The following is a 19,002-nucleotide window of genomic DNA, read 5'->3' as shown; positions in this document are numbered from 1 at the left end:
GCGGTCACGCAGCGCGAGTGTGTCTTAAAAGAGACGGTTCTGGCCCCGTGAGCGGACTACACTCTGAAAGGTTCAGAACAAGGAAAAAGCCACCGGCCGCCCTGCGACCGATGGCGCTTTCAGGACGGGATCAAGCGGCGCGGTTTACGTCCGCATGAGATCCAGTTAAACGATGGGGCCTTAGACGCATTGCCGTCTACTACCATTTCGGCGCTCCTCGACTGGTAGCCGTCTTGCAATTTGAACTGGTCGAGCAGTTTCGTTAGTGCCGCTGCTTGAGCTGCAAGGCTGTGGCTTGCCGCCGTAGTCTGCTCCACCATCGCGGCATTCTTCTGCGTGCCCTGATCCATCAGGTTGACGGCGCTGTTGATCTCAGTCAGGCCGGTCGATTGTTCGCGAGAGGATACGACAATGGTCGCGACATTGTCGTTCACTAACCTCACCTCCGAAACGATCGTATTAAGGGCTTCCCCCGTTTGGTTTACGAGCGAAACACCGTCACGCACTCTTTCGCCCGAAACGGTGATGAGAGCCTTGATTTCCTTGGCGGCGTGGCCGAACGCTTGGCGAGTTCACGAACCTCCTGAGCGACAACCGCGAATCCCTTCCCGGCTTCACCGGCGCGAGCCGCTTCAACGCCAGCGTTTAGCGCAAGAAGGTTGGTTTGGAACGCGATATCGTCGATGACGCCGATGATGTTACCGATTTCGTTGGATGATGCTTCGATAGCCTCCATGGCGATGACCGCCTGTCGCACGATCTCACCGGACCGCTCTGCCCCAGCTCGGGTACGATCGACCAGATGGCCCGCTTCGTTGGCGCGCCCTGACGAGTCCTTGACCGCCGTCGTTACCTGAGGCGGAACCGGCAACGAAGGCCTGGTTCGCGATCAAGATGGTCCCATGACATATGGCATCTTCGATGCATTCCCGGACGATGCCGGCCGCGACGCCCACCTGGCAGGGAAGGTAGCGGATGCATTGACGACGCGCGCGGAAGAGCTTTTTCGCGCGCCACCTCAGATCGAAAAGATCGATGTGATCGCAGCCAAGCTGCCATGAACCGACACGAGCGGGCGTTTCACTGTCGGCGGTGGAAAGGCGCGATCGCGTTCCTGCACCTATCGGCCAGGCAGACATTCGACAAGCTCGGCATTCCGAGGCAGACCTTCGATCGCTGGCATGCCGGTTGCTGAGCGCGAGCAGTAGAGGCAGTTCGGCAGTTCCATGCTGTTCGAACTAGACGAGACCGATCGCCGCAATCCAGTTTTCGACCGGATCACCGCTGCTCATCTGTGGCTGAACGAGGCCGTCAACCATGAATGTCGGGCTAACATGGATGCCGTTCTGTCGCGCATATCTGGCGTGCCACTTCATCTCGCAATCGAGATCGGGAATGAGAAAGGGCTCGGCCACCGCGATCCCGCTATGTGCTTCGATCCGGGCGATCAATTGCCGCGGCGTGCTGGCGAGATTAGGCCCGGAGCAGTGATGTTCGAACTCGAATTCCTCGCGACGGGCAAAGACCGCCTTCATGACCGTCCTTGCCGCCTCGCGGCCACCCGGTCCGGTCGAGGCGGCGAGGATCGCCCGGGTGACGATTCCGGAAAACAGGTGCCAGGGCTGCGACTGGATGCGGATCTTCACCGTAACGCGATCTTCGCCGGCCTTTTCGAGCAGTGGCTCCAGCTTCGCGAAAGCCTTGGCCGAAAACGGGCAAGTCGGCTCCAGGAACATTTCGACGATGCGGGGACCGTGGCCCCAGACCAGCGGATCGGCCTGCCATTGGCTGTCGCTCATGCTTCTCTTTCTCCTTGACTCGTATGGCTTTGTCAGACCGGCGCTTTGGCGCTGCCCCTCAGCTTAAAGGTGTCTGCGGCCAACATGCGCACGTGCTCGGCGATCGGCATAGCCGAGGTCGCTGCGGGTGACGGCGCGTTGCAGATATGGATCGTCCGCGCCGTGTTGAGGATCAGGAAATCGTGGACCAGCGTTCCGTCGCGCATCACCGCCTGGGCGCGGACCCCCGGAGGGTGAGGCTGCAGGTCGTCGATGTCCAGCGAAGGGCAATAGCGTTGGCAGGCCTTGAGGTAGCGCTGGCGAAACACCGAATTCGCCATCTCAGTCAGCCCCGAAGACAAATTCTGGGCCAACGTGCGCCAGAAACCGGGGAAGGACGCCAGCGCTGCCACGTCGCGCGGATTGAACGACGTCTTGCTGTATCCCTCCCGCGCCAACGACAATACGGCGTTCGGCCCGACAGTAACATAGCCGCCGATCATGCGCGTGAGGTGAATGCCGAGAAAGGGCAGTTCCGGATCGGGCACCGGATAGATCAGGTGCTTGACGATCGCGTCGTGGCGCGGCGCGAGGCGAGGTGTTGTCACGTTAACTGGGCTACAGTTGCCTGCCTGACGGTTTGGGCGTAAATTTTGGCGATGCAGACATCAGATATCATCTTCAAGCGTCACCGTTTTCCGCCACAGATTATTGCTCATGCGGTGTGGCTTTATCTGCGGTTCAACCTTAGTCTGCGTGAAGTTGAGGAAATGCTGCTTGAGCGTGGAATCGACGTATCATACGAGACAGTTCGTCGTTGGATCGCCAAGTTCGGCCCCCAGATCACACGCAACTTGCGGCGGCGTCAGGCGCGCCCCGGCGATATTTGGTATTTGGACGAAGTGGTCGTCAAATGCGCTGGAGAAAAATTCTGGCTTTGGCGTGCGGTTGATCAACATGGCTCCGTTCTCGAAGAAATCTTGCAGAAGCGGCGTGATAAAAGGGCGGCAAAGCGACTGCTCGTGGCGTTAATGAAGCGCTATGGCTTTGCTCCCAAACGGATCATCACCGATAAGCTCCGCTCCTACGGTGCAGCAAAGGCAGAAGTGGCACCCGGCCTTGGCCATTGGTCGCACAAGGGCCTCAATAATCGGGCTGAAAATAGCCATCTGCCGTTTAGGAATCGGGAGCGAACCATGCAAGGTCATCGGTCACCTGGAGCGTTGCAACGGTTCGTCTCCATGCACTCAGCGACCCGCAATTGTTTCTCTGTTCCATCTCGTCGCCGAGCCGCACACACAATTCGCTACCATCGCCTCGAAGCTTTCGATGCATGGAAAATTGCGGCCTGTTTCGCCTGAATATCTACGAGCCCCTGGCCTTTCCGGCCAGAGAAACTTAACGTGACAACACCCGCCAAATCCTTCGACGCTCCCATTGAGTAAGCTACAGCATCAATGTTTGACCATTTCCGCTCTGCCATTCCCCCGGCCAAACAGACGGCTATTTCTCTGACCAACATTTGCCAAACATCCTCAAGCGTATCTGCAGCAATCAATGGATTTCTATGAACGGACAATCCTAGGTCGCCATCAACTGCCCTGCGATAAACAGATACGCCCACAATTTCCGCACCGAGAACTGATGCAACAAGGGCGTGACCGGCTTCGTGTTTCGCGGTGGAGCGCCGTCCTTGCGGTGCATAGAGCCACCAAATCCATCGCGTGAGCCGTCGAAGCCATTGGATGCATATAACAGCGCTCAGCGTCAAAAGCACGGCTAACACCGCACCTGAAAAAAAAGCAAAGTTCAATGCGTGATCGACGTCAATTGGAGCGTCAGATACAGGTGGCGGTGCAATCATGCTATTATAGCGCCTGTGCAATTAGATCAAAGACGCGGCTTGGCAACCTTGTCCATATCGACGCCCTGCTTCAACTTGGCCTCTATGGCAGCATCCAGGGCGGTCTGATGACCATAGGCCCGCTTGACATCGACAAGGGTGAATTCTGCCGAGTTTAGTTCGGGCTGGAATGTGCTCATGCTGACGACCATGATCCCGTCGCACCGGTCATCCTTAATAACAGAATTTCGCTCCCCAACCTGATATTTCCCTAAGTACTGCCATTGACTGTGAAAGAATGCTGCGCATGGCTTCTGCGCGATCTCAATGTTTCGATTATCGGATGACCGCTGGACTTCTACAAAATCGCAAAGGCTTCCTTCGTTGACGCGATTGCAATTTTCCTTGGTTTTGGGAGCTTCGGTATCCGAGACCAAGCGGCCATTCGCGTAGAGATAGTATAGCTTGAGGAATCCGCCTTCATCTTCGACAATAGAAGGCTGACCGTATTTCTCGGCAACTTGCTTTCGGAAAACGTCTGCGGTCGTAAAGGTCTCAAATCCCACGATACGACGAATCGAAAGCGCTCTGTTATCGTAGACCTCGGAAGCAAAATTCACGTAGACCTGATTCTTTCCGTCACTAGTTCCAGAAGCGATCTCGTTGACGAACTCAATCTCGGCGCGTGCGCCTTCAGGCGTTGATACCGATCCCTTCAGCCGGGTTTCTTCCGGCTCACGACCGTCCGGAAATTCGGCCTTCAGCTTCGTCTTTACGTCCTCTATCGTATCGCCGGGGTGAATACCGAGAATGTCGAAGTTGGCGGATTTCTCGAAACGATCGCCGGCCGGGCTCCTATCGACGGTCTCGAAGGTTTGCGCGATCGCTGTCGAGGCACTGAGCGCCGAGAGGGCGGCTACGATGACAAGGCAAGATTTCATGTCCCCTCCCCTCCCATTTATCGCCAGACGAGCGGCGTAGGCTTGCCGTCAGCGATCGGCATGTCCGACTGGCCGCATGTCTTGCCCTTGTAGGTCATGCCCTTGGAAACCGGTTTTCCTTCGTCAGTGAGGCAGACTGCGGTCAGGTCATAAGGGCTTTTTTGGGCGGCCGTGCAGCCAGCAAGGGCGACCATGGCAAAGGCGATGTAGGTGAACTTCATAAGCGGAAACCTCGTTATAGCTGACGGGAATAGCGATACTTAGCAAAATGCCGCATAAAGCATCAACCGCATCTGCTACATCTCGAAAGTCTTGCCCTGCTCATGTCCCTGCTGGTGGCTGTGAGCCGCCTGCAGGGTGTTGGCCTGCTCGAAGGTTTCTGCGCGTGAGACGATGAACTGCGCGCGCGAAAAGCCCGCCGTGAATGCCTCAAGTCGTTCCGGCGAAGCATTCGGAATCGCACGCGAAAGGCGGTCCCGGTCGAGCTCCAGCGAACCGGGAGCGCCAAAGCGGTCACGAATGTTGGCGATAAAGCCGCGCAATTCGGTCAAGGCTTGCTTATGGTCGCCCTGTCCGAGCACCGCGCCCAGCTCGTGGGCGGGTGTCTTTTCAATCCGGCCGACCAGCTCGCGGGCAGCGGGTGACAGATCGTTGACCGGCTCGCGCATAAGAGTGCGAAAGCGCTCTTCGTCGCGACGAAGGTCCACGGCCAGGGAGCCACGTACCTGCCCGTAATCATGGAGCGCAGCGACGGCGAGCGGAACGGCAGCAAGCGCCTTTTCGCGGGCCGCGTCATCGCGGCCGAAAAGGCTGCGGTTGCCGTGGAGCGAGCCGAAAGCCTCCGGATTGGTTCGCATTTCCTGCGCAAATTCGGAAACGGGACGGCGTTCAACCTCGATGCGGTTGCGCAATTCGGCAAGGACCGCTTGCGGATCTTGCCAGACTGCCGAAACCGCCGTCTCAAGGCGGCTGTTCGCGGCCTGCATGGTCGGCCGGGCCGAAATCCTCTCCGCCACGGTCTCATCGATGCTTCGCGGCCAATCGGTAACGGCGGCAATGAGCGGCGCTTGTGCCTGCTCATACGCGGGTTGGAGTTGGCGAGGATCGGAAGCGGTGAAGGAGAGCCGCGCGCCTGATTCCGGGCGCGGCTCCGGCAGATCGACCACGTTGCCTATGATGATCGCGCCATCATCCCTCTGCATCATGAAGTTGCGACCGGCAGCACCGCTGAAGACGCCGCTATAATCCTGCCCCGGTTCGGTCGTCGCCATATAGATACCGTCCCATGCCGTGACGTGCGGGGCCTGCACAGGGCGGAAGCGCTCAATAGCCTGCTGCGCGACCTCGAGCGCGTTCACGCGATCGGGGTCGGTGATTTCCGCGAACATGCGACGCATGGGCGCCAGGTCGCCGCGTTCATGGGCGGCGACTGAGACGAACGTCATGCGTTCGTCGGAAATCACGCCGAATTCGAGCGGATGCCCTGCCCTTTCGGCAAGGGCCGCGAAGAATTCACGCTGAGTCCGGCCGTTGCCTTCGCGAAAAGGATGGATGGAATTCATCCGGGCGAAGGCGTCGGCCGCTTCCGTTGCGAAGGTTTCGCGATCAAGGCCACGCAAGAAGTTGCGGGATTCGAGATCCGACATGAGGCTACTCAAGCCTCTGTCGATCTCGTTGCCGATCGCGAAATCCTTACCGCCAATCTTGTGCATGGCAGGCATCGAGGCCTGCGTACCGTCAGCGAAAGTGAATGGATGATGGCGCAGCTCGCCCGCCCATTCGAACACGTCCTGAAACAGGTGCTTATGAAGCGCCTGAAGATAGGCCGTGTCGAAAGTGGGTTCGGGGCCGCGACCGCTTCGCAGTTCGAGAAGCCGGATCGCAAGAACCGGGTGCTCGGCCGCTTCTAGCGCCTCGTGTGTCTCAGCCCCTATCTTGTTTCGAAGGGTCTCGCCGTCGGCGAGCGTAAACGACATGCCTACTGGATGCCGAGAATGGACTTAACGCGCGGCATCATCTCGTCAAGCTCGATCTCGCCTGCAATGAACGCGTCAAATACCGGCTGGCATGCCGGGTTCGGGCGAAGACCTTCCATAGCGTTCGAACGAAATGCGCTACGAACCATCTTGCGACGGCGCTCCATTTCATCGGCGGTGATGGCCGGGGCCTTTTGCTTGAGGGCTAATGCCATATTGTCCTCCTGTTCGTTGCGGAATACTCGGAACTCTGTCACATCGGCCTCGCCCTTCGCAAAGGCGAGCGCCTGCTTTGCTGATTCCAAAATCCGTGATCCGGCCTTGCTCATCATTTCGTCCTATCGATGCGTCCGCGCATTTCTCTCAGATAGCGGCGGAAGCGTATCAAAATCTGGTCCATGAAAGGGGCGCTGAACCGGCCTCGTGGCTTCTGGTTCGGATCGAAATAGAACGATCTTTCCAGAACATCATAATTGTACTCGCTGACTGTAATCCAGCCAGCTTTGAAATCGGCCAAACCGGCACGGCGCAATTCCAGCGCCGGGATTGCCAACGCATCCTGATCCGGGCGCGGTTGCGTCGACGATATAGGCAAGATGATCAGATGCGTTATGCCCTGCTTGCTGTCCTTGATGACCATGGCAAGGCAGACAGGCCGCCCTTTTTCTGCGTTCGTGCGGCCTTTCTGCGCCTGCCACTCCCACAGATATTCATACTCCACGATCTCGCCATCATCGAACCGCTTAGTCATCCTGCGGCTCGTCCGAAACATGAGCTAGGCGCTTGTCCAGCTCGGACAGGAGCATGTCAGCCAGCTCGGGCGGGGTTTCACTCGTCCGGTAAACCTTTCGAGGATCTTCGGTGACCTTTGTCATTCGCTCATACAGCTCCACCGGCATAACGACCACGGAAGCACGGCCATGTTTGGTGAGAACAATCGGTTCCCGCATGGCCTCATCATGATAGCGTCCGAAGTGCCGAACGAACTCGACAGAGGAAATTGTTCTATCATTCATGGCTTTAGCCTTCATCTCCTCGTTTTCTGGAAATTCTGTAATAAACAGATTTTACAGAAATGTCAAGCCTTTTCCGTGATTTGGCCGGTCAACAATGAAGAAAATGGGGGGGGTGGACGCGGCTGAGTTAGCGGGGGCTAGGAACCGGTAGGGCTCCGAAACCGCGTCCATCCGTATATAAGCGATTGTTGATATATGGAGCAACCTCCCGGCTGCTCACATCTTCACCACATATTGCCGGGGCGGCGGCGGGATATCCCCCTGCGCGTTGACCCAACAAGGTGAGGGTGGCTGATCTTCCTCCGGTCCCTGCCAGATGATGCGATTTCCTTTCCAGATCGTGACGAAAGCACCGCCGCGCTTTGGCGCTTCCTGTGGTTTCGCCTCGAAATTTCCGCATCGATAATCGCCGCTCGTCGCCGAAAACGAAACCTTGCCGCCGATCAACACGCGGTCGCATGTCCCGCTCGGTCGCTTCACGCGCCGCCCTTTGCCGGTCATCTTGAAGAGCCGATATTCGCTCTCCCAGGACTCGGACGGCGCGCACCAATGCCGACACATGCGGCATTTGCCGTCGATTGCGGGCCGCTCGCTATCGAGTGACGGCCCGCCATTGTGCCCCATACCGCTCATATTCGTGCCCTCAGAAGCGGCACGCGATGCAAAGGGCCTGATTGGCCCGATGGCACGCAAGCGCATAGGCGACAATCTGCGCGACTAAATCCGGGTCGGCTGCGCCGGCCCCTTCCGCCCTGCTCCGAAACTCGGCGGAAAGCTCATTATCATCGGTTCCAACATGGCGGTTTCCGACAAGCCAGCGAATTTGACCGGTTGGGACTTCGGCGCGGGTGGTGACGGTCAACGCTGACACGCGCCCCTTGCGGCGGCTGGCGGCGGCTCCCGCCGCCTGAGCCTCGGCCTCGGTCGCGAAATAGGCTTTGACCAGATTGCGGCGCTGCGCCTCGTGGCTGGCGACAAAGGTTAGTCCGCCGTCTTCTTGATGGTACAGGCACCAATCGGCGGCGTCCCCGCCGAAGAATGGATCGCCGGTCCCGAAAAACTCCATCGCCTGAAAAATCGTGATGCTGCTCATTGTGGATTCCTCGCTCAACGCTTGCGCAAGCGCATGACGCGCTGATTGATGAGTAGGTCACGGCGGGTCTGGAACGTGTATCCGTCCCAATCCTTCCAAGGTTCCCAACCGCTCGGCGTTGCGCGCCCGTACCAGACGCGCACCTCGACCGTTTCCGAATCGATCTCACTCGCAATCGAGACGGTGAAACTACCCCCTAGATTTGAGGGGGTATCGAAAACCGTAACGCTTTCGCCCTTACGCATGGCTCTGCCCTCCCCCGATCCGGATCATGACCTTGCTGCGCCGGATTTCGAGCCGTCCAAAGTCGTTCCATTCCTTTCGCTCGATGACGACGCAGGCGGTATCTCCTGCCCGTTCGGTTATGGAATATCGACGGTGACGGGTGACGCCTTCGCTCCATCCGCGCCGGAGGATTTCCGCGATATGGCGCTTGTCGGTTGCTGTGAGGTGCAGGCCTTCGATAAGGCTGATGCTAATTTTCGACATTGCCCGATCTCCCCTCACAGCAAGGCCAGTTGCTCGGCCTGCCGCATTATTTGCGGCATGGGTCGGGCGGCGATCCGGTCACGTTCGGCCTTCATGCGTTCGCGGCATTCGGCAAATTCAATGCAAACGATCTCGCAAAGGGGGGCAACGTCCTTCCATTTGTCTTGATAAAAAGCCGTGTCGATACCTGCGCCGCCCACCATTTCAAGGCCGGTCTGACGCTCGAAATCGACGCCGCGCCCCTTCTCAAGACGTTGGTAAAGCTGCGTTCCGGAATAGCGAAAGCTGGCGGACTGCTGCGGCACGATGAAAGCGCCATAGTCGGCAAGCTCAGAAGCGATATCGATAACGTGAAGCTCGAAGTCCTGACCGCGATAACGCGGGCCATTCCCCTGCCGCTTCACCCTCCCGAACGGCGGGTTCCCTATGGCGCAATCATACCGGCCTAGATCAAGCTCGCGCCAGTCGAAGACATCGGCATTGATCCAACGGGCCTCCGGCAAGAGTTTGCGCCCGATCTCCACATAACGGGGGTTGATCTCAACGCATGTGATATCGGCCCCCCTACCGCCGCCCCACAGGCTGCGATGATGGATGAAATAGCTCAAAATGCCGATGCCTGCGCAAAGGTCGATCACGCGCCCGCTGCGCGTATCGATCTGGAAATCTGCTGCCATGTCCCACGGCGTGAAGAATGCGCCAGCCGCGCCGGTCTCAAAGTTTGCGCCCTCATGCCAGTTCTGGAAAACAAAATCCTTTTCGTCCTCGGTCAGGCGGTCCTTTGTCAGGATCGCCTCTGCCTCGGCATGGGCCTTGCGCTGTGCTTTGCTGAGTTTCGCCATGGTGTTTTCTCTCCTGATCCGCGAAGCGGTCTTCCTGTCCCGGTGAGGGGCAGGAGCCCGGCTCCTGCTCCCGAGCAGTCGGCGATCCGACCGGAGAGAGGGGGGCAACAGGCAAAACCGGAGGGGGATCACCCGCCCGTAGGGACAGGTTGCGAGGATCCGCGCGGGACGCGCAAAATCCGCGCACCTGGTCCTGCACAAGGGGGAGTTCGCCGGCAACGCCGGCGAGCTCGCCCGCGGAAGGACGGGGAAACCGGTTTTGCCTGTTGCGGGGGAGAGACCGGCGGCCGATCTCTCCCCCTCGAGACAAACAAGCAAGAGCCGCAACGCGGCTCTCCGCTCCTGATTATTTGGGCGATCTTGGCGGGGCTGGCGGCGGGAGAACAGGCGGTTGCTCTGTCGATTCCTCGGGGTTGGAGTGCCGGGAGTCCGAAGTACCGGCCTCTCGTTCCTGTTGTGAGCGTCCGGTCCGGTCAGGTTCTTCAGCGAAAGCGAACGAGCCAAGAACCAAGACGCCGGACATCGCCAGTTGAACAAGCCTTCTCATATGCATGATGAGCATCCTTTTTCTCGTTGACGTGAATAGGACGGCCTACGGCCGGCTTTTATTCTGCGATGGCATGAGCGAAGCGATGGCATCGCCGCGTCAGTCCGGTCGTCACCCGTATGGGCCGAAACGGACGTGCCGGGAGCCTTGACGAAGCAGGCAAGTGACGGGCTTGCGGAGCAAAAGACCGGAAACGCCGTTGCTAAGGCTGGCGAGCGGTGAGGATGGTTCGGTGAGCCGGTAAAGCCGGCGAATAGGGCGGCGGTGCCATAGGCAGACGCAAACAATCCTGCGATACCTCACGCTTCCCTAGTCGCCTTCTCAAAACGGAAACTCATATATCCAGTAACGCAAGCAAACCGGCCGTTAGGTTCCAAATCGCATAATTCTGCATGAAATATCAGCGGTCTAAACTGTGCGCAAAAACCGCATCAACCGGCAAAAATTTCCAGCCAAAGGCCCTCACCCATCACTGTTGCAAGTGCGCTCACCAAGACGATACTGGACGCTTCCTGAAATCTCAACCGATCGACCAGCTCAGGCGAGCGAACCAACAAAGCAGCGACGATCGCCACACCCAAAAGCGCAAACCAGCTCAAAACTGGCTTGGGAAAGCCCAGCGAAGCTGCACCTAGGAAGGCCGCCGCTGCCGCATATCCTGCAATTCGCATCAAGTTCCGATCATCAATCAGCATATACACACACCTTTTTTGGAAACCGCCGTCATTATGCCGCGCGATCTTCGGCTGGTTCAAGACGACGACTTTAGGAATTGCACGGTCGAAACAGCGAGCATGATCGGCGCCAGGACGGGAGATATAGCCAAGGTCAGCGGAAAGACGATCCAATGACCGGTTCTCGACGTATAGAACCTGTTTCGCGACCATTCGGCGATTATCTGTGCAACTGGACCGGTGAACAGGGCTGCAAAGCACATGCCGACGATGATGACCGGAACCGTCATAGCAGTCCCGATATGCCCCTGCAGGAGGATTAGGAAGAGCGTCGCGGCGATCAGAAGCCCGGCGAGCGCAGCGCGCCGGGCATAGATCCGCCGCGAAAGCCTGGGGCTGCTAACCGCGTTCGCAAACGCTTGCCAGCCCTCCCCTACCCGGCCGCCGGGCATTAGCCCTGGGCGGCCGCCTGTTCGGCCGCGCGAGCGCGAGGGTCTATGCCCTCGTCAAGTTCTTTCTGAAGTGCGCCAAGTGCGAGTTCCAGGACCTCGGCAATCGCGTTGCATTCCAGGCGGTCGGCAAACTCATAGATCAGGTTGTTCGTCTCGACCTTCAGCTTCACGGCAAAAGGAGTGTTACGATTGGTGGTTCGTTTTCTACCACGGCGACGTGCTTCGCCCTCTCCTTCTGATGCAACTGGCGCTACTGGCGCGGCCGGTGCAGGTACGGAGTCGGGTTTCGGGGAAGGTTTCGGCTCATTGCGGGTCTGTTCCGGTGCATGGCGTGTCTTGAAACCGGTTGCCTCGGCAAGCTTTTCCACGGACGCCTTTGCAGCAGGATCGGCCTTCTTAGCCTCTGGTTTAAACTCATCCAGATCAAGGCGAATATTGTGCGTGCTCATGTGCGGTGCTCCTTCAGCAAGGCGATGATTTCACCGGTGAACGCGGCGGCGTTAGCCCGAGCCTTCTCAAGTGAGGGAACCTGATCTTCGGTCAGGTTCTCCAGCGTCCTGCCGTAGTTGAAGATGCCCCTGAAGGCTTCTCGTTCGATCAAGCTGGTTTCGAGAAAGCCGATTCCTGCCTCCTCGAATTGCGAGCCGATATCGCGAGCGCTGCGCGTAATATAAGCGGCTGGCGTGCGAGCCCAAAATACTCGTGCAGGCATTGTCTTCCCACTGCTTTTTCCCTGTCTGAGGATGAACTTCAGGGTTTTGGCCGCTTCGTTGGCATCGAGTTTGGACGGCTGCAACGGGATAAGTATCAAATCGCTTTGGGTCAGCGCGTAGCCGGTCGATAGGTTTGCCGAGCCTTCGAGATCGACAACCACAAACATATGCTTGGCGGATTGTTCTTCGATCGTCTCGATGATGTTGTCCTCATGTACATCGCCGATCACCGTCAACGATTTAGGATGAACCGCCTCTGTGGCCCAACCGACAAGCGGCTGATTGGGGTCGGCGTCGATCATGCATACCGAAGCGCCCTGCTCTGCTAGTACGGTCGCAAAAAGCGTGGCGCTTGTGGTTTTTCCACCGCCGCCTTTGGTGGTCATGAAGGAAACGACAGCCATACGATCATCTTCCGTATCTAGTTGCTATTCGGATAGTCGACACATCCGAAACCATGCGAATGTCTTCACTATCGGTTTTATCATCGGATTATGAACGGATGGTAAACGCAATTCCTACGTTTCGCAAAGGTTTTATTATGGTATACCTATTTAAAGCCTATGGAAAACGTTTTGCTTGTATTTGCCATTAGGAAATGAATGCGAAGAAAAAAATAGCCGCTTATTCAGCGGCTAATGGGAGTCTGCCCGCCTGTGTCTCGACAGGTTCGGACTCCGTTAATGCCGGAGCCTTCTGAGCGGGTATCGGGGGAGGGGAGGGGGAGCGGCGATATTCGAATCCGTAGTCTACGGCTTCGCGATAACGTCTCTGATAGAACGCCGGCCTCCTATGGCCGGCAAAGGTGGCCCTGATCGTCCTGAGAGCACTCGGGAAACGATATCCAGCCCTTTCAACGAGCCAGAACACAAGCATTGCTGCCAGGAGAAGAACGGCGGTCCAGACCGCAAGATGGACCGCCAGAAGCAGGAAAAAGAAGACCAGGCGGGCATCAAAGATCATGAGACGGGGTTCTCGCATGGAGTCGCGCCAATGGACCTTTCTTTTGAAGCGGTTGCCGTCTTCGAATTCCTGTTCACTCATCGCGTAGCAACCGAATTAAGCGTGGCCTGAACGTTGGGTACGCCCTGCATGAATAGGACGCCAATGGTGTAGCCGCTGCCAAGCTTGACGAGCGGTCCACTCGGGGCCATGTCCTCGATTTCGCTGGCGAGCTGATCGCCAACACGGCCAGCGCCGGCATATAACGCGTCCTTCAGCTCGGTCTCGCGATCAACGACAGTCGTGGAGTTATTGCCAATGATGATTTCCTGGCTTGGGCGCGACATGGTTTCGCCAAGGCCGGAAATGAAGGCACCGGCAAGTCGCGGCCCATAGCGGGCAAGCCACCGATGATCTACGTCTGATTTGACGGCGATGGAGCCTTTGGCTCCATCAACGGCATATGCCGAGATCGGTACTTCGGTGCCATCTGCCATCACAAGGCGGCTAAATTCGACAATCAATGCGTTCGTGTTGCGGTTTTGCTGAAATGACCCGAGCATTCGAGCGCGATAGAGAGGGCCTTTCTGGAATATCTCGGCGACGACGGGACCGGGCGTATCGGAGTCGGACGCATTGACGGTGCGTGCAAATAGGATCTGACCGGCTTTGATGAGCATGTTTGCGCCGTCGACAACGCCGCCATTGCCAGAAAGGGCGGCCTGTCGTGCTGCCTCGGCCTCGGCCTGTCGCTGTTCGGGCGACTTGTAGAGCGTCTGATTGAGAACGATCGTATTAACTGATCCCTTGGGAGACCATTGCGACGCAAGGCTTGCAGCTTGGGCGGCCATCGCACCGGCAAGTGTATTGATGTCACTGTAGTCATCCGGGGTCATGGCCTGGCGGCGGTCAGGAGTGAAATTCTCAACTCGCTGCGTCGGAACTTCGTTGGCAGGAGCCACCGGACGTTGGCGAGGGTAGGGCTCCTTCGTGACGTCGCGAATATCGTCAATATTGCGCAACGGTTCGTCTGGCGTAGCGAGGAAGCTGCCCCCGCTTTGATCGGCCGTTTGCGCGCCCTGCTGATTAACCGCATCAAGCGATTGCTGATACCGTTCGGAATCGGCCTGCTGCTGTCCGGCTGGCGTAGCATCGACATTGGGGCCACGCGAAATACGGGATGGTGCAAGGTCGTTTTGCTTGAACATGGAGTAGCCGACATAGCCGACGGCTGACGCGAGCAAACCGATTACGACGTAGGTCTGAACTCGTGATCCGCGTTTGCGGCTCGAACGGTTGACGGTTGCTGCACCGGCCAGTTCCGGAGCGGCGTCCTCGCGCTCGGCCGAATTCTTGGCGTTTTCGTCGCTTGCGTCGCTCATTGGGAAATCCTCACTCTGGAAATCGTGCCATTGCGCGAGATCAGCACAACGGGGGAGGGCTTGATTTTCACGGCATGGACACCTCCCGGTCCCGTCAGCATGGCTTGCGGCGACGGAGAGGTGTATGTGTCAGATGTCCGGAGATAATAGGCTCCATCGAGAAGCCAGGCCTCAACATTGCTGTCAGATGTCCGCAATTTGATTGCCGATCTTGGAAGATCCGCACCTTGTGCGAAGGCCATCATCGTGCCGTTGGAAGGCGGCTCTTTAACGGAAACTTCCGTCGGCGAGACCGCGGCATTTGGGCCGTACCCCTCAACGGTGATGTCACGGCGGAAATGTGTCTTGGTATCGCTTGTCTCGAGATTGATCACGATCGGGCGATCTTCCTCGACAAGCGAGATTATCAGGTTCGAATAGCCGTGCGTCACGAGCGGCGTGACTGCGATCTGGTTCGAACCTTCCTGCAGCGCATAGACTTGGAAAGAATCGGCTCGACCAACGACAAAGCTGGCAATCGGCCATGCTTTGCCTGTGCGGTCGTAGAAAGCCATTACCGATACCGTGTTTGGCGTCGTGTACAGGGTTTGGAGCGCCTGATTGGACTTGAGCGACATACGCACGGAATCAGATATTGGCCGGGCTCTGAAACCGCTTGGCGGCATCGCCGCGGCCTTCTGGCTTTCATCGACCCTACGCCGATAATCGCGGATGATTTCCGGAGACATAGGCATTAACGACTGAACAGTTGCGCCATAGGCCGTAATCTCTTCTGGCGTCAGGGGACGGTCCAGTTCGGAAAGTGACTGCATCAGACGGCGGGCGCCGATGATCGGGACATTCGGGGCTTGTCGTGGCTGGCGTTGCGCGGCCTGTCCGGGCATTGCTTCGCCGTATTTGGAGTATGCAGGCTGGCCTTGCCCTTGAGTTTCCTGCTCGTCGGCAGGTTGAGATACCTGCTCTTGTTGCTGAGGCTGTTGGACAGGCAGTTCGGCGGCGGCCTCTGGCGTTGGAGGCGTGTATGTTTGCGCAGGCTGTGCAGCCTGTTGAGCAAGTGCGGACCCACTCAAGGCAAGGAGAAAAGCGATATTGCCGGCGAACATTCTCATCAAGCACCTCCGGGGGCCGCGAGGAAGCGGGAGATAGCCGCGCCGCGCGGGTGTTCATAGCTTTGCAAACGCTGCAGGGTGATCGTGACCATCAAATTTTGGCCTGTCACTTCGGATGCAGACTGATAGGTGACGCGCACCGGCATCTGAACGATCCACTCGTAGACGCCATTGGCATTGACGCCTTCTCGCACGATAACTGCGCGTTGTGCGATCGCAGTCGTGTTGAGACGGCGGTTTTTCACAAGTTCGAGCGTTCCGGATTTCTGAACAGCATCAACGAATGAATTCCAGCCTTGCGGCTTGGTGAAATACTGCTGCGCGTCCTGAAAATCCTGCTGGTACGTGGCGAATGAATAGGTAAAGGACCGGGTGACGGCTTCTGCCGCATAGGTCGCTATCTCAGCGGCGCTCAAATGTGGTTGATCGAGCGGTATGAGCGGCTGAATGCGCCCGTCGGCTGTCGTTGCGAAATATCGCGGCTCCGGCCTTGTCAACGCGAGGCTAACCGCCGCCAGGACGGCGATCACGGCGACGACAAGCAAGGCAAGGGCGATGATGCTCATGCGACGATAGGCGGTCCGATAAACGTCCGCCCGCATGAGGATTGTTTCGATCTGGCCGTAATCGGCGTTCTGGCTCATTGGGCGGCGGTTCCGGCGTTGTTGGCGGTAGCGGCTGGCTGCGCGTCGGGGAGAGCGGTTGCTAGTTGTGCATCATTGAGAGCGCCAAAGGCGAACTGAGCACCTTCCTTCGTGCGATAGAGATAAAATGGGGTTCCGGGAACGCCATTGAGACGCATCCAATCGACATTGCGTTGCATAGCTGCGACCACGGCGTTGTCGAAGTTCTTCGGATCGACCTTCGGCGCTGGCTTGCCCGATCCGATCACGGATGCGAGCTGGTCACGCAAGCTCGTAGCAATATCCTCCTGATGCATGATTGAAGCCGCGATCTGCGCAGCCTCGGGCGAAAGGATCGGGGCCATGATGACGCGCAGGTCAATCGTGTTGTCATCGATCCGCTGCTTCAGATGCTCGAACGACCATGCGCAATGCGGGCAGGTGGGATCAACGAAGACGTAGACGAGAGGCGAACCGGGCTTTGGCTTATTGGCAGGGAACCACATAGCGAAATCCTGAGCCTGCTGCATAAGCTGTTCAATGCTGGCTGCCTTGGGAACGTCTGGAACGGTTTGCGAGCCCACCGATGCGAGCTGTTGCGGAGGGGTAGCGGTTTGCGCCTGCTGTTGCGGCTGAGCCTCTGGTGGCGGCGTTGCGGCGGTAGGGGCCTGCGTGGATTGATCGGCTTGCGTTGCGGGTGCTGCCGATGCAGCGACCGAATTGTTGCTTGCTGGCCTCTCAACAGACGGGGCAGCCGAAGCAGCCTGTTGCGGCTCTGCCGTGGATGGTTGTTCAACCGGGGCAGGGGAGGACTGTCCGATTTGTGGTGCGGCGGCCGCGGCCGCTATCTGCGCGGCGGTTCCTACTCCGGGAACCGACCGGATAACATTAGCGGCAGCCTGAGAGGTCGTCGTTGATGAGGTGGCTGGCGACTGCGGATCGAACGGCGAAGGTTCCGGTGTGACGGTTGGTGTGGTCGCCAGAAGAGCGGCGGAAATGTCTTCACCCTGCGGGCCGACGATGCGACCGTAAATCGTCAGACCGTCCGGTGTGGTGAGCGCGATTTGCTGGCCGCCATCAGCAGTTGGAACCGCCCATGCGTTCATCCCGGCAATTTGCATGAGCGGGCGAACCTTCGACGCGTCCTTGAAAAGGACCTGCGTTGTATAGGGTGAAGATGAGACCGAGCAGCCCACAAAATTCTGCTGCCAGAGATTCAATTCCGCCTTGGCGGGCAGACCTGTAGCGAAAATGGCACATGACGCGAGGAGGATTTTGTAGGCATTCATTCCCGCATTTTCCTTTTGCTTTATATTGCAATATCGTCTGAATATGCCATAAAGAGTCTCATTGTCACCCCCAAAAGGCCACAATCGAAAATTGTTCGATTCGTGTTGTCGAAAGCACACGCAGAGCACAAGATGAGTATAGGCAGGCATGATGACAATCTATCTCGGCTACCTACGGAGGATAGCGACAGAGGCATGCTATTCCGGGTAGTCTTGATAGTCGGAATTTGTGCAATTGCTGGTGGCGGACTATATTTTGCTGCGGGTAGTGCGCACGGCGAAAAATCAGATTTAGTCAAAATAGAAAAAACATCTACGCCAACCCCGATTGAGCGTGAAATTATTGCGTTAAAACGTCAGGTAGCTGATTTGCGTGCCGACAACGATGCATTGCGTGCGGAGGTCACAACGCTGACTTCGCAGAACGGCGTTGTGGATACGATCATCACGCATCTGCGAGAACTCAAGGCACAGGATCAGGCAATTATCGGCCTGATCCAGCCGGGAGGAAACGGCTATTCCGCTCAAGCTGGCAATGACGGGGAAGCTCCGGCAGACGAGGCGGTTTTCGGCAATGCCCGACATCAGATTGTGACCCCGAAGGCGAAGGCACCACCCGTTCCAACTCCGAAGCCGGAAAAGGTAGCGGAAGCGAGCGCCGCCGGAGATAAACCGAAAGAGGATGCTGCGGCGACGCAGTAAAATGGGTGAGCCATGGGCGGAAACGGTGAAGCACTGAATGGCTTGGTGGGATTGGTTCAGCGGCTCGCTGACCTGATCCCGCCGGCACAGGCGCTTGTTGCCGCGACATGCTTCATTATCGGTATTGTTCTGGCTCTATCATCTATCCATGGGTTCGCGTTAGCGAGCGAACGTCGCTCGTCTGGTCAATTCATTGGGCGAGGTGATTCTGTAGTTTGGGGGCCAACGGCAGGGATCATCACTGCCGTCCTGCTAATTTCCCTGTCATCTACAATATCGGCATTCCTGATGTCGTTTTTCCAGGTGGACGAGACGGTCGCAGCCTCGGAAATTTTTGCTTACGCGCCAGAAATGCTCGCTCCGCTCGATCATGAACAAGCACGGTCTGTTCTGATCGCTCTCCTGCGGGTTGTCCAGTTTATCGGATTACTCGGATTCATACGCGGTCTGCTGATGTGCAACAGGTCTGTAACTGCGCATTCGCCGGACCTTCTAGGCTTCGGCATCGCACACCTAATCGGCGGCACACTCGCGATGAATATCGTGATGTTCGTCGGCTATATCGAAGAACTTGTGCTCGGCTAAGAAAGG

26 protein-coding genes and 2 pseudogenes are annotated in these 19,002 nt (G+C 57.7%); 4 read left to right on the top strand and 24 right to left on the bottom strand.

The annotated features are described in order from the left end of the window. Window positions 1-119: 119 nt before the first annotated feature. Window positions 120-856, bottom strand: a pseudogene (locus ABDF71_RS24575) (methyl-accepting chemotaxis protein); the annotation flags it as partial. Window positions 857-902: 46 nt separating this feature from the next. On the opposite strand from ABDF71_RS24575, the gene ABDF71_RS24570 reads away from it, so the two are divergent. Further along, on the top strand, window positions 903-1,061 hold the full coding sequence (locus ABDF71_RS24570; RefSeq protein ID WP_225246722.1) for a hypothetical protein: 159 nt from the start codon (window positions 903-905) through the stop codon (window positions 1,059-1,061). Between the two features lie 177 nt (window positions 1,062-1,238). On the opposite strand, the gene ABDF71_RS24565 is transcribed toward ABDF71_RS24570, so the two are convergent. Both ABDF71_RS24565 and ABDF71_RS24560 read right to left on the bottom strand, forming a co-directional pair. Further along, window positions 1,239-1,799 carry a DsbA family protein gene (locus ABDF71_RS24565; protein ID WP_500061829.1) on the bottom strand — a complete coding sequence of 187 codons (561 nt, stop codon included), beginning with the start codon at window positions 1,797-1,799 and terminating at the stop codon, window positions 1,239-1,241. A 32-nt stretch (window positions 1,800-1,831) separates the two neighbouring features. Next, window positions 1,832-2,350, bottom strand: a pseudogene (locus ABDF71_RS24560) (FAD dependent oxidoreductase family protein); the annotation flags it as partial. 87 nt (window positions 2,351-2,437) lie between these two features. Here ABDF71_RS24560 and ABDF71_RS24555 point away from each other — a divergent pair. Continuing rightward, entirely contained in the window at window positions 2,438-3,139 is a 702-nt protein-coding gene (locus tag ABDF71_RS24555; RefSeq protein WP_240579667.1) for an IS6 family transposase, read from the top strand. Here the strand turns inward: ABDF71_RS24555 and ABDF71_RS24550 are convergent. The 21 genes from ABDF71_RS24550 to ABDF71_RS24450 form a co-directional block, all read right to left on the bottom strand. Beyond that, complete coding sequence (locus tag ABDF71_RS24550) at window positions 3,085-3,642, bottom strand: M41 family metallopeptidase (protein WP_240579668.1); 558 nt, start codon at window positions 3,640-3,642, stop codon at window positions 3,085-3,087. The genes ABDF71_RS24555 and ABDF71_RS24550 overlap by 55 nt on opposite strands. Window positions 3,643-3,668: 26 nt before the next feature. Further along, window positions 3,669-4,562, bottom strand: coding sequence for a hypothetical protein (locus tag ABDF71_RS24545; RefSeq protein WP_100560367.1), 894 nt, complete (start codon window positions 4,560-4,562; stop codon window positions 3,669-3,671). Window positions 4,563-4,579: 17 nt separating this feature from the next. Beyond that, on the bottom strand, window positions 4,580-4,783 hold the full coding sequence (locus tag ABDF71_RS24540) for a hypothetical protein (RefSeq protein ID WP_113439536.1): 204 nt from the start codon (window positions 4,781-4,783) through the stop codon (window positions 4,580-4,582). Between the two features lie 75 nt (window positions 4,784-4,858). Continuing rightward, a complete protein-coding gene (locus tag ABDF71_RS24535; protein ID WP_240579669.1) occupies window positions 4,859-6,538 on the bottom strand; it encodes a Fic/DOC family protein in 1,680 nt (559 codons plus the stop codon). A gap of 2 nt (window positions 6,539-6,540) precedes the next feature. Further along, window positions 6,541-6,843 (bottom strand): antitoxin VbhA family protein, encoded by a 303-nt coding sequence (locus ABDF71_RS24530; protein WP_240579670.1) that lies wholly within the window; start codon window positions 6,841-6,843, stop codon window positions 6,541-6,543. A gap of 23 nt (window positions 6,844-6,866) precedes the next feature. After that, complete coding sequence (locus tag ABDF71_RS24525; protein WP_240579671.1) at window positions 6,867-7,289, bottom strand: hypothetical protein; 423 nt, start codon at window positions 7,287-7,289, stop codon at window positions 6,867-6,869. Then, window positions 7,282-7,554, bottom strand: a complete 273-nt coding sequence (locus ABDF71_RS24520) for a type II toxin-antitoxin system Phd/YefM family antitoxin (RefSeq protein ID WP_151591840.1) — start codon at window positions 7,552-7,554, stop codon at window positions 7,282-7,284. Before ABDF71_RS24520 ends, ABDF71_RS24525 begins: the two co-directional genes overlap by 8 nt. 216 nt (window positions 7,555-7,770) lie before the next feature. Further along, window positions 7,771-8,187 (bottom strand): hypothetical protein, encoded by a 417-nt coding sequence (locus ABDF71_RS24515; RefSeq protein ID WP_240579672.1) that lies wholly within the window; start codon window positions 8,185-8,187, stop codon window positions 7,771-7,773. Window positions 8,188-8,197: 10 nt separating this feature from the next. Continuing rightward, window positions 8,198-8,647, bottom strand: a complete 450-nt coding sequence (locus tag ABDF71_RS24510; protein WP_240579673.1) for a hypothetical protein — start codon at window positions 8,645-8,647, stop codon at window positions 8,198-8,200. 14 nt (window positions 8,648-8,661) lie between these two features. Further along, window positions 8,662-8,892 (bottom strand): hypothetical protein, encoded by a 231-nt coding sequence (locus tag ABDF71_RS24505; RefSeq protein ID WP_240579674.1) that lies wholly within the window; start codon window positions 8,890-8,892, stop codon window positions 8,662-8,664. After that, window positions 8,885-9,136: a hypothetical protein gene (locus tag ABDF71_RS24500; protein ID WP_240579675.1), complete on the bottom strand. Its 252-nt coding sequence runs from the start codon at window positions 9,134-9,136 to the stop codon at window positions 8,885-8,887. The genes ABDF71_RS24505 and ABDF71_RS24500 overlap by 8 nt, the downstream gene beginning before the upstream one ends. Before the next feature lie 14 nt (window positions 9,137-9,150). Further along, window positions 9,151-9,978 carry a class I SAM-dependent methyltransferase gene (locus tag ABDF71_RS24495; protein ID WP_240579676.1) on the bottom strand — a complete coding sequence of 276 codons (828 nt, stop codon included), beginning with the start codon at window positions 9,976-9,978 and terminating at the stop codon, window positions 9,151-9,153. 978 nt (window positions 9,979-10,956) lie between these two features. Next, a complete protein-coding gene (locus tag ABDF71_RS24490; RefSeq protein WP_240579677.1) occupies window positions 10,957-11,220 on the bottom strand; it encodes a hypothetical protein in 264 nt (87 codons plus the stop codon). 56 nt (window positions 11,221-11,276) lie between these two features. Continuing rightward, on the bottom strand, window positions 11,277-11,651 hold the full coding sequence (locus tag ABDF71_RS24485) for a hypothetical protein (protein ID WP_240579678.1): 375 nt from the start codon (window positions 11,649-11,651) through the stop codon (window positions 11,277-11,279). Then, window positions 11,651-12,100, bottom strand: coding sequence for a hypothetical protein (locus ABDF71_RS24480; protein WP_113397795.1), 450 nt, complete (start codon window positions 12,098-12,100; stop codon window positions 11,651-11,653). The genes ABDF71_RS24485 and ABDF71_RS24480 overlap by 1 nt, the downstream gene beginning before the upstream one ends. Beyond that, window positions 12,097-12,768, bottom strand: coding sequence for an AAA family ATPase (locus tag ABDF71_RS24475; RefSeq protein ID WP_100560340.1), 672 nt, complete (start codon window positions 12,766-12,768; stop codon window positions 12,097-12,099). The genes ABDF71_RS24480 and ABDF71_RS24475 overlap by 4 nt, the downstream gene beginning before the upstream one ends. Before the next feature lie 220 nt (window positions 12,769-12,988). Then, window positions 12,989-13,327 (bottom strand): IcmT/TraK family protein, encoded by a 339-nt coding sequence (gene icmT, locus ABDF71_RS24470; RefSeq protein WP_240579700.1) that lies wholly within the window; start codon window positions 13,325-13,327, stop codon window positions 12,989-12,991. 77 nt (window positions 13,328-13,404) lie between these two features. Next, the gene (locus tag ABDF71_RS24465) at window positions 13,405-14,688 is read right to left on the bottom strand and encodes a TrbI/VirB10 family protein (RefSeq protein ID WP_240579680.1); all 1,284 of its coding nucleotides are present in this window, start codon (window positions 14,686-14,688) and stop codon (window positions 13,405-13,407) included. Continuing rightward, window positions 14,685-15,797, bottom strand: coding sequence for a DotH/IcmK family type IV secretion protein (locus tag ABDF71_RS24460; protein WP_198513220.1), 1,113 nt, complete (start codon window positions 15,795-15,797; stop codon window positions 14,685-14,687). Before ABDF71_RS24460 ends, ABDF71_RS24465 begins: the two co-directional genes overlap by 4 nt. Beyond that, window positions 15,797-16,441 carry a type IVB secretion system apparatus protein IcmL/DotI gene (locus tag ABDF71_RS24455; protein WP_100560336.1) on the bottom strand — a complete coding sequence of 215 codons (645 nt, stop codon included), beginning with the start codon at window positions 16,439-16,441 and terminating at the stop codon, window positions 15,797-15,799. The genes ABDF71_RS24460 and ABDF71_RS24455 overlap by 1 nt, the downstream gene beginning before the upstream one ends. Next, window positions 16,438-17,709, bottom strand: coding sequence for a thioredoxin domain-containing protein (locus ABDF71_RS24450; protein WP_240579681.1), 1,272 nt, complete (start codon window positions 17,707-17,709; stop codon window positions 16,438-16,440). Before ABDF71_RS24450 ends, ABDF71_RS24455 begins: the two co-directional genes overlap by 4 nt. A gap of 369 nt (window positions 17,710-18,078) precedes the next feature. Between ABDF71_RS24450 and ABDF71_RS24445 the strand changes: the two genes are divergently transcribed. Beyond that, entirely contained in the window at window positions 18,079-18,411 is a 333-nt protein-coding gene (locus tag ABDF71_RS24445; protein ID WP_112700681.1) for a hypothetical protein, read from the top strand. 12 nt (window positions 18,412-18,423) lie between these two features. After that, the gene (locus ABDF71_RS24440) at window positions 18,424-18,996 is read left to right on the top strand and encodes a hypothetical protein (RefSeq protein ID WP_240579683.1); all 573 of its coding nucleotides are present in this window, start codon (window positions 18,424-18,426) and stop codon (window positions 18,994-18,996) included. The last annotated feature ends 6 nt before the right edge of the window (window positions 18,997-19,002 follow it).

The organism is Ochrobactrum sp. WV_118_8, assembly GCF_039631535.1.
In the GTDB taxonomy this organism is placed as follows: Bacteria; Pseudomonadota; Alphaproteobacteria; order Rhizobiales; family Rhizobiaceae; genus Brucella; species Brucella anthropi.
The sequence above is the reverse complement of the archived record's forward strand: the minus strand, read 5'-3'. Positions and strand labels throughout refer to the sequence as shown.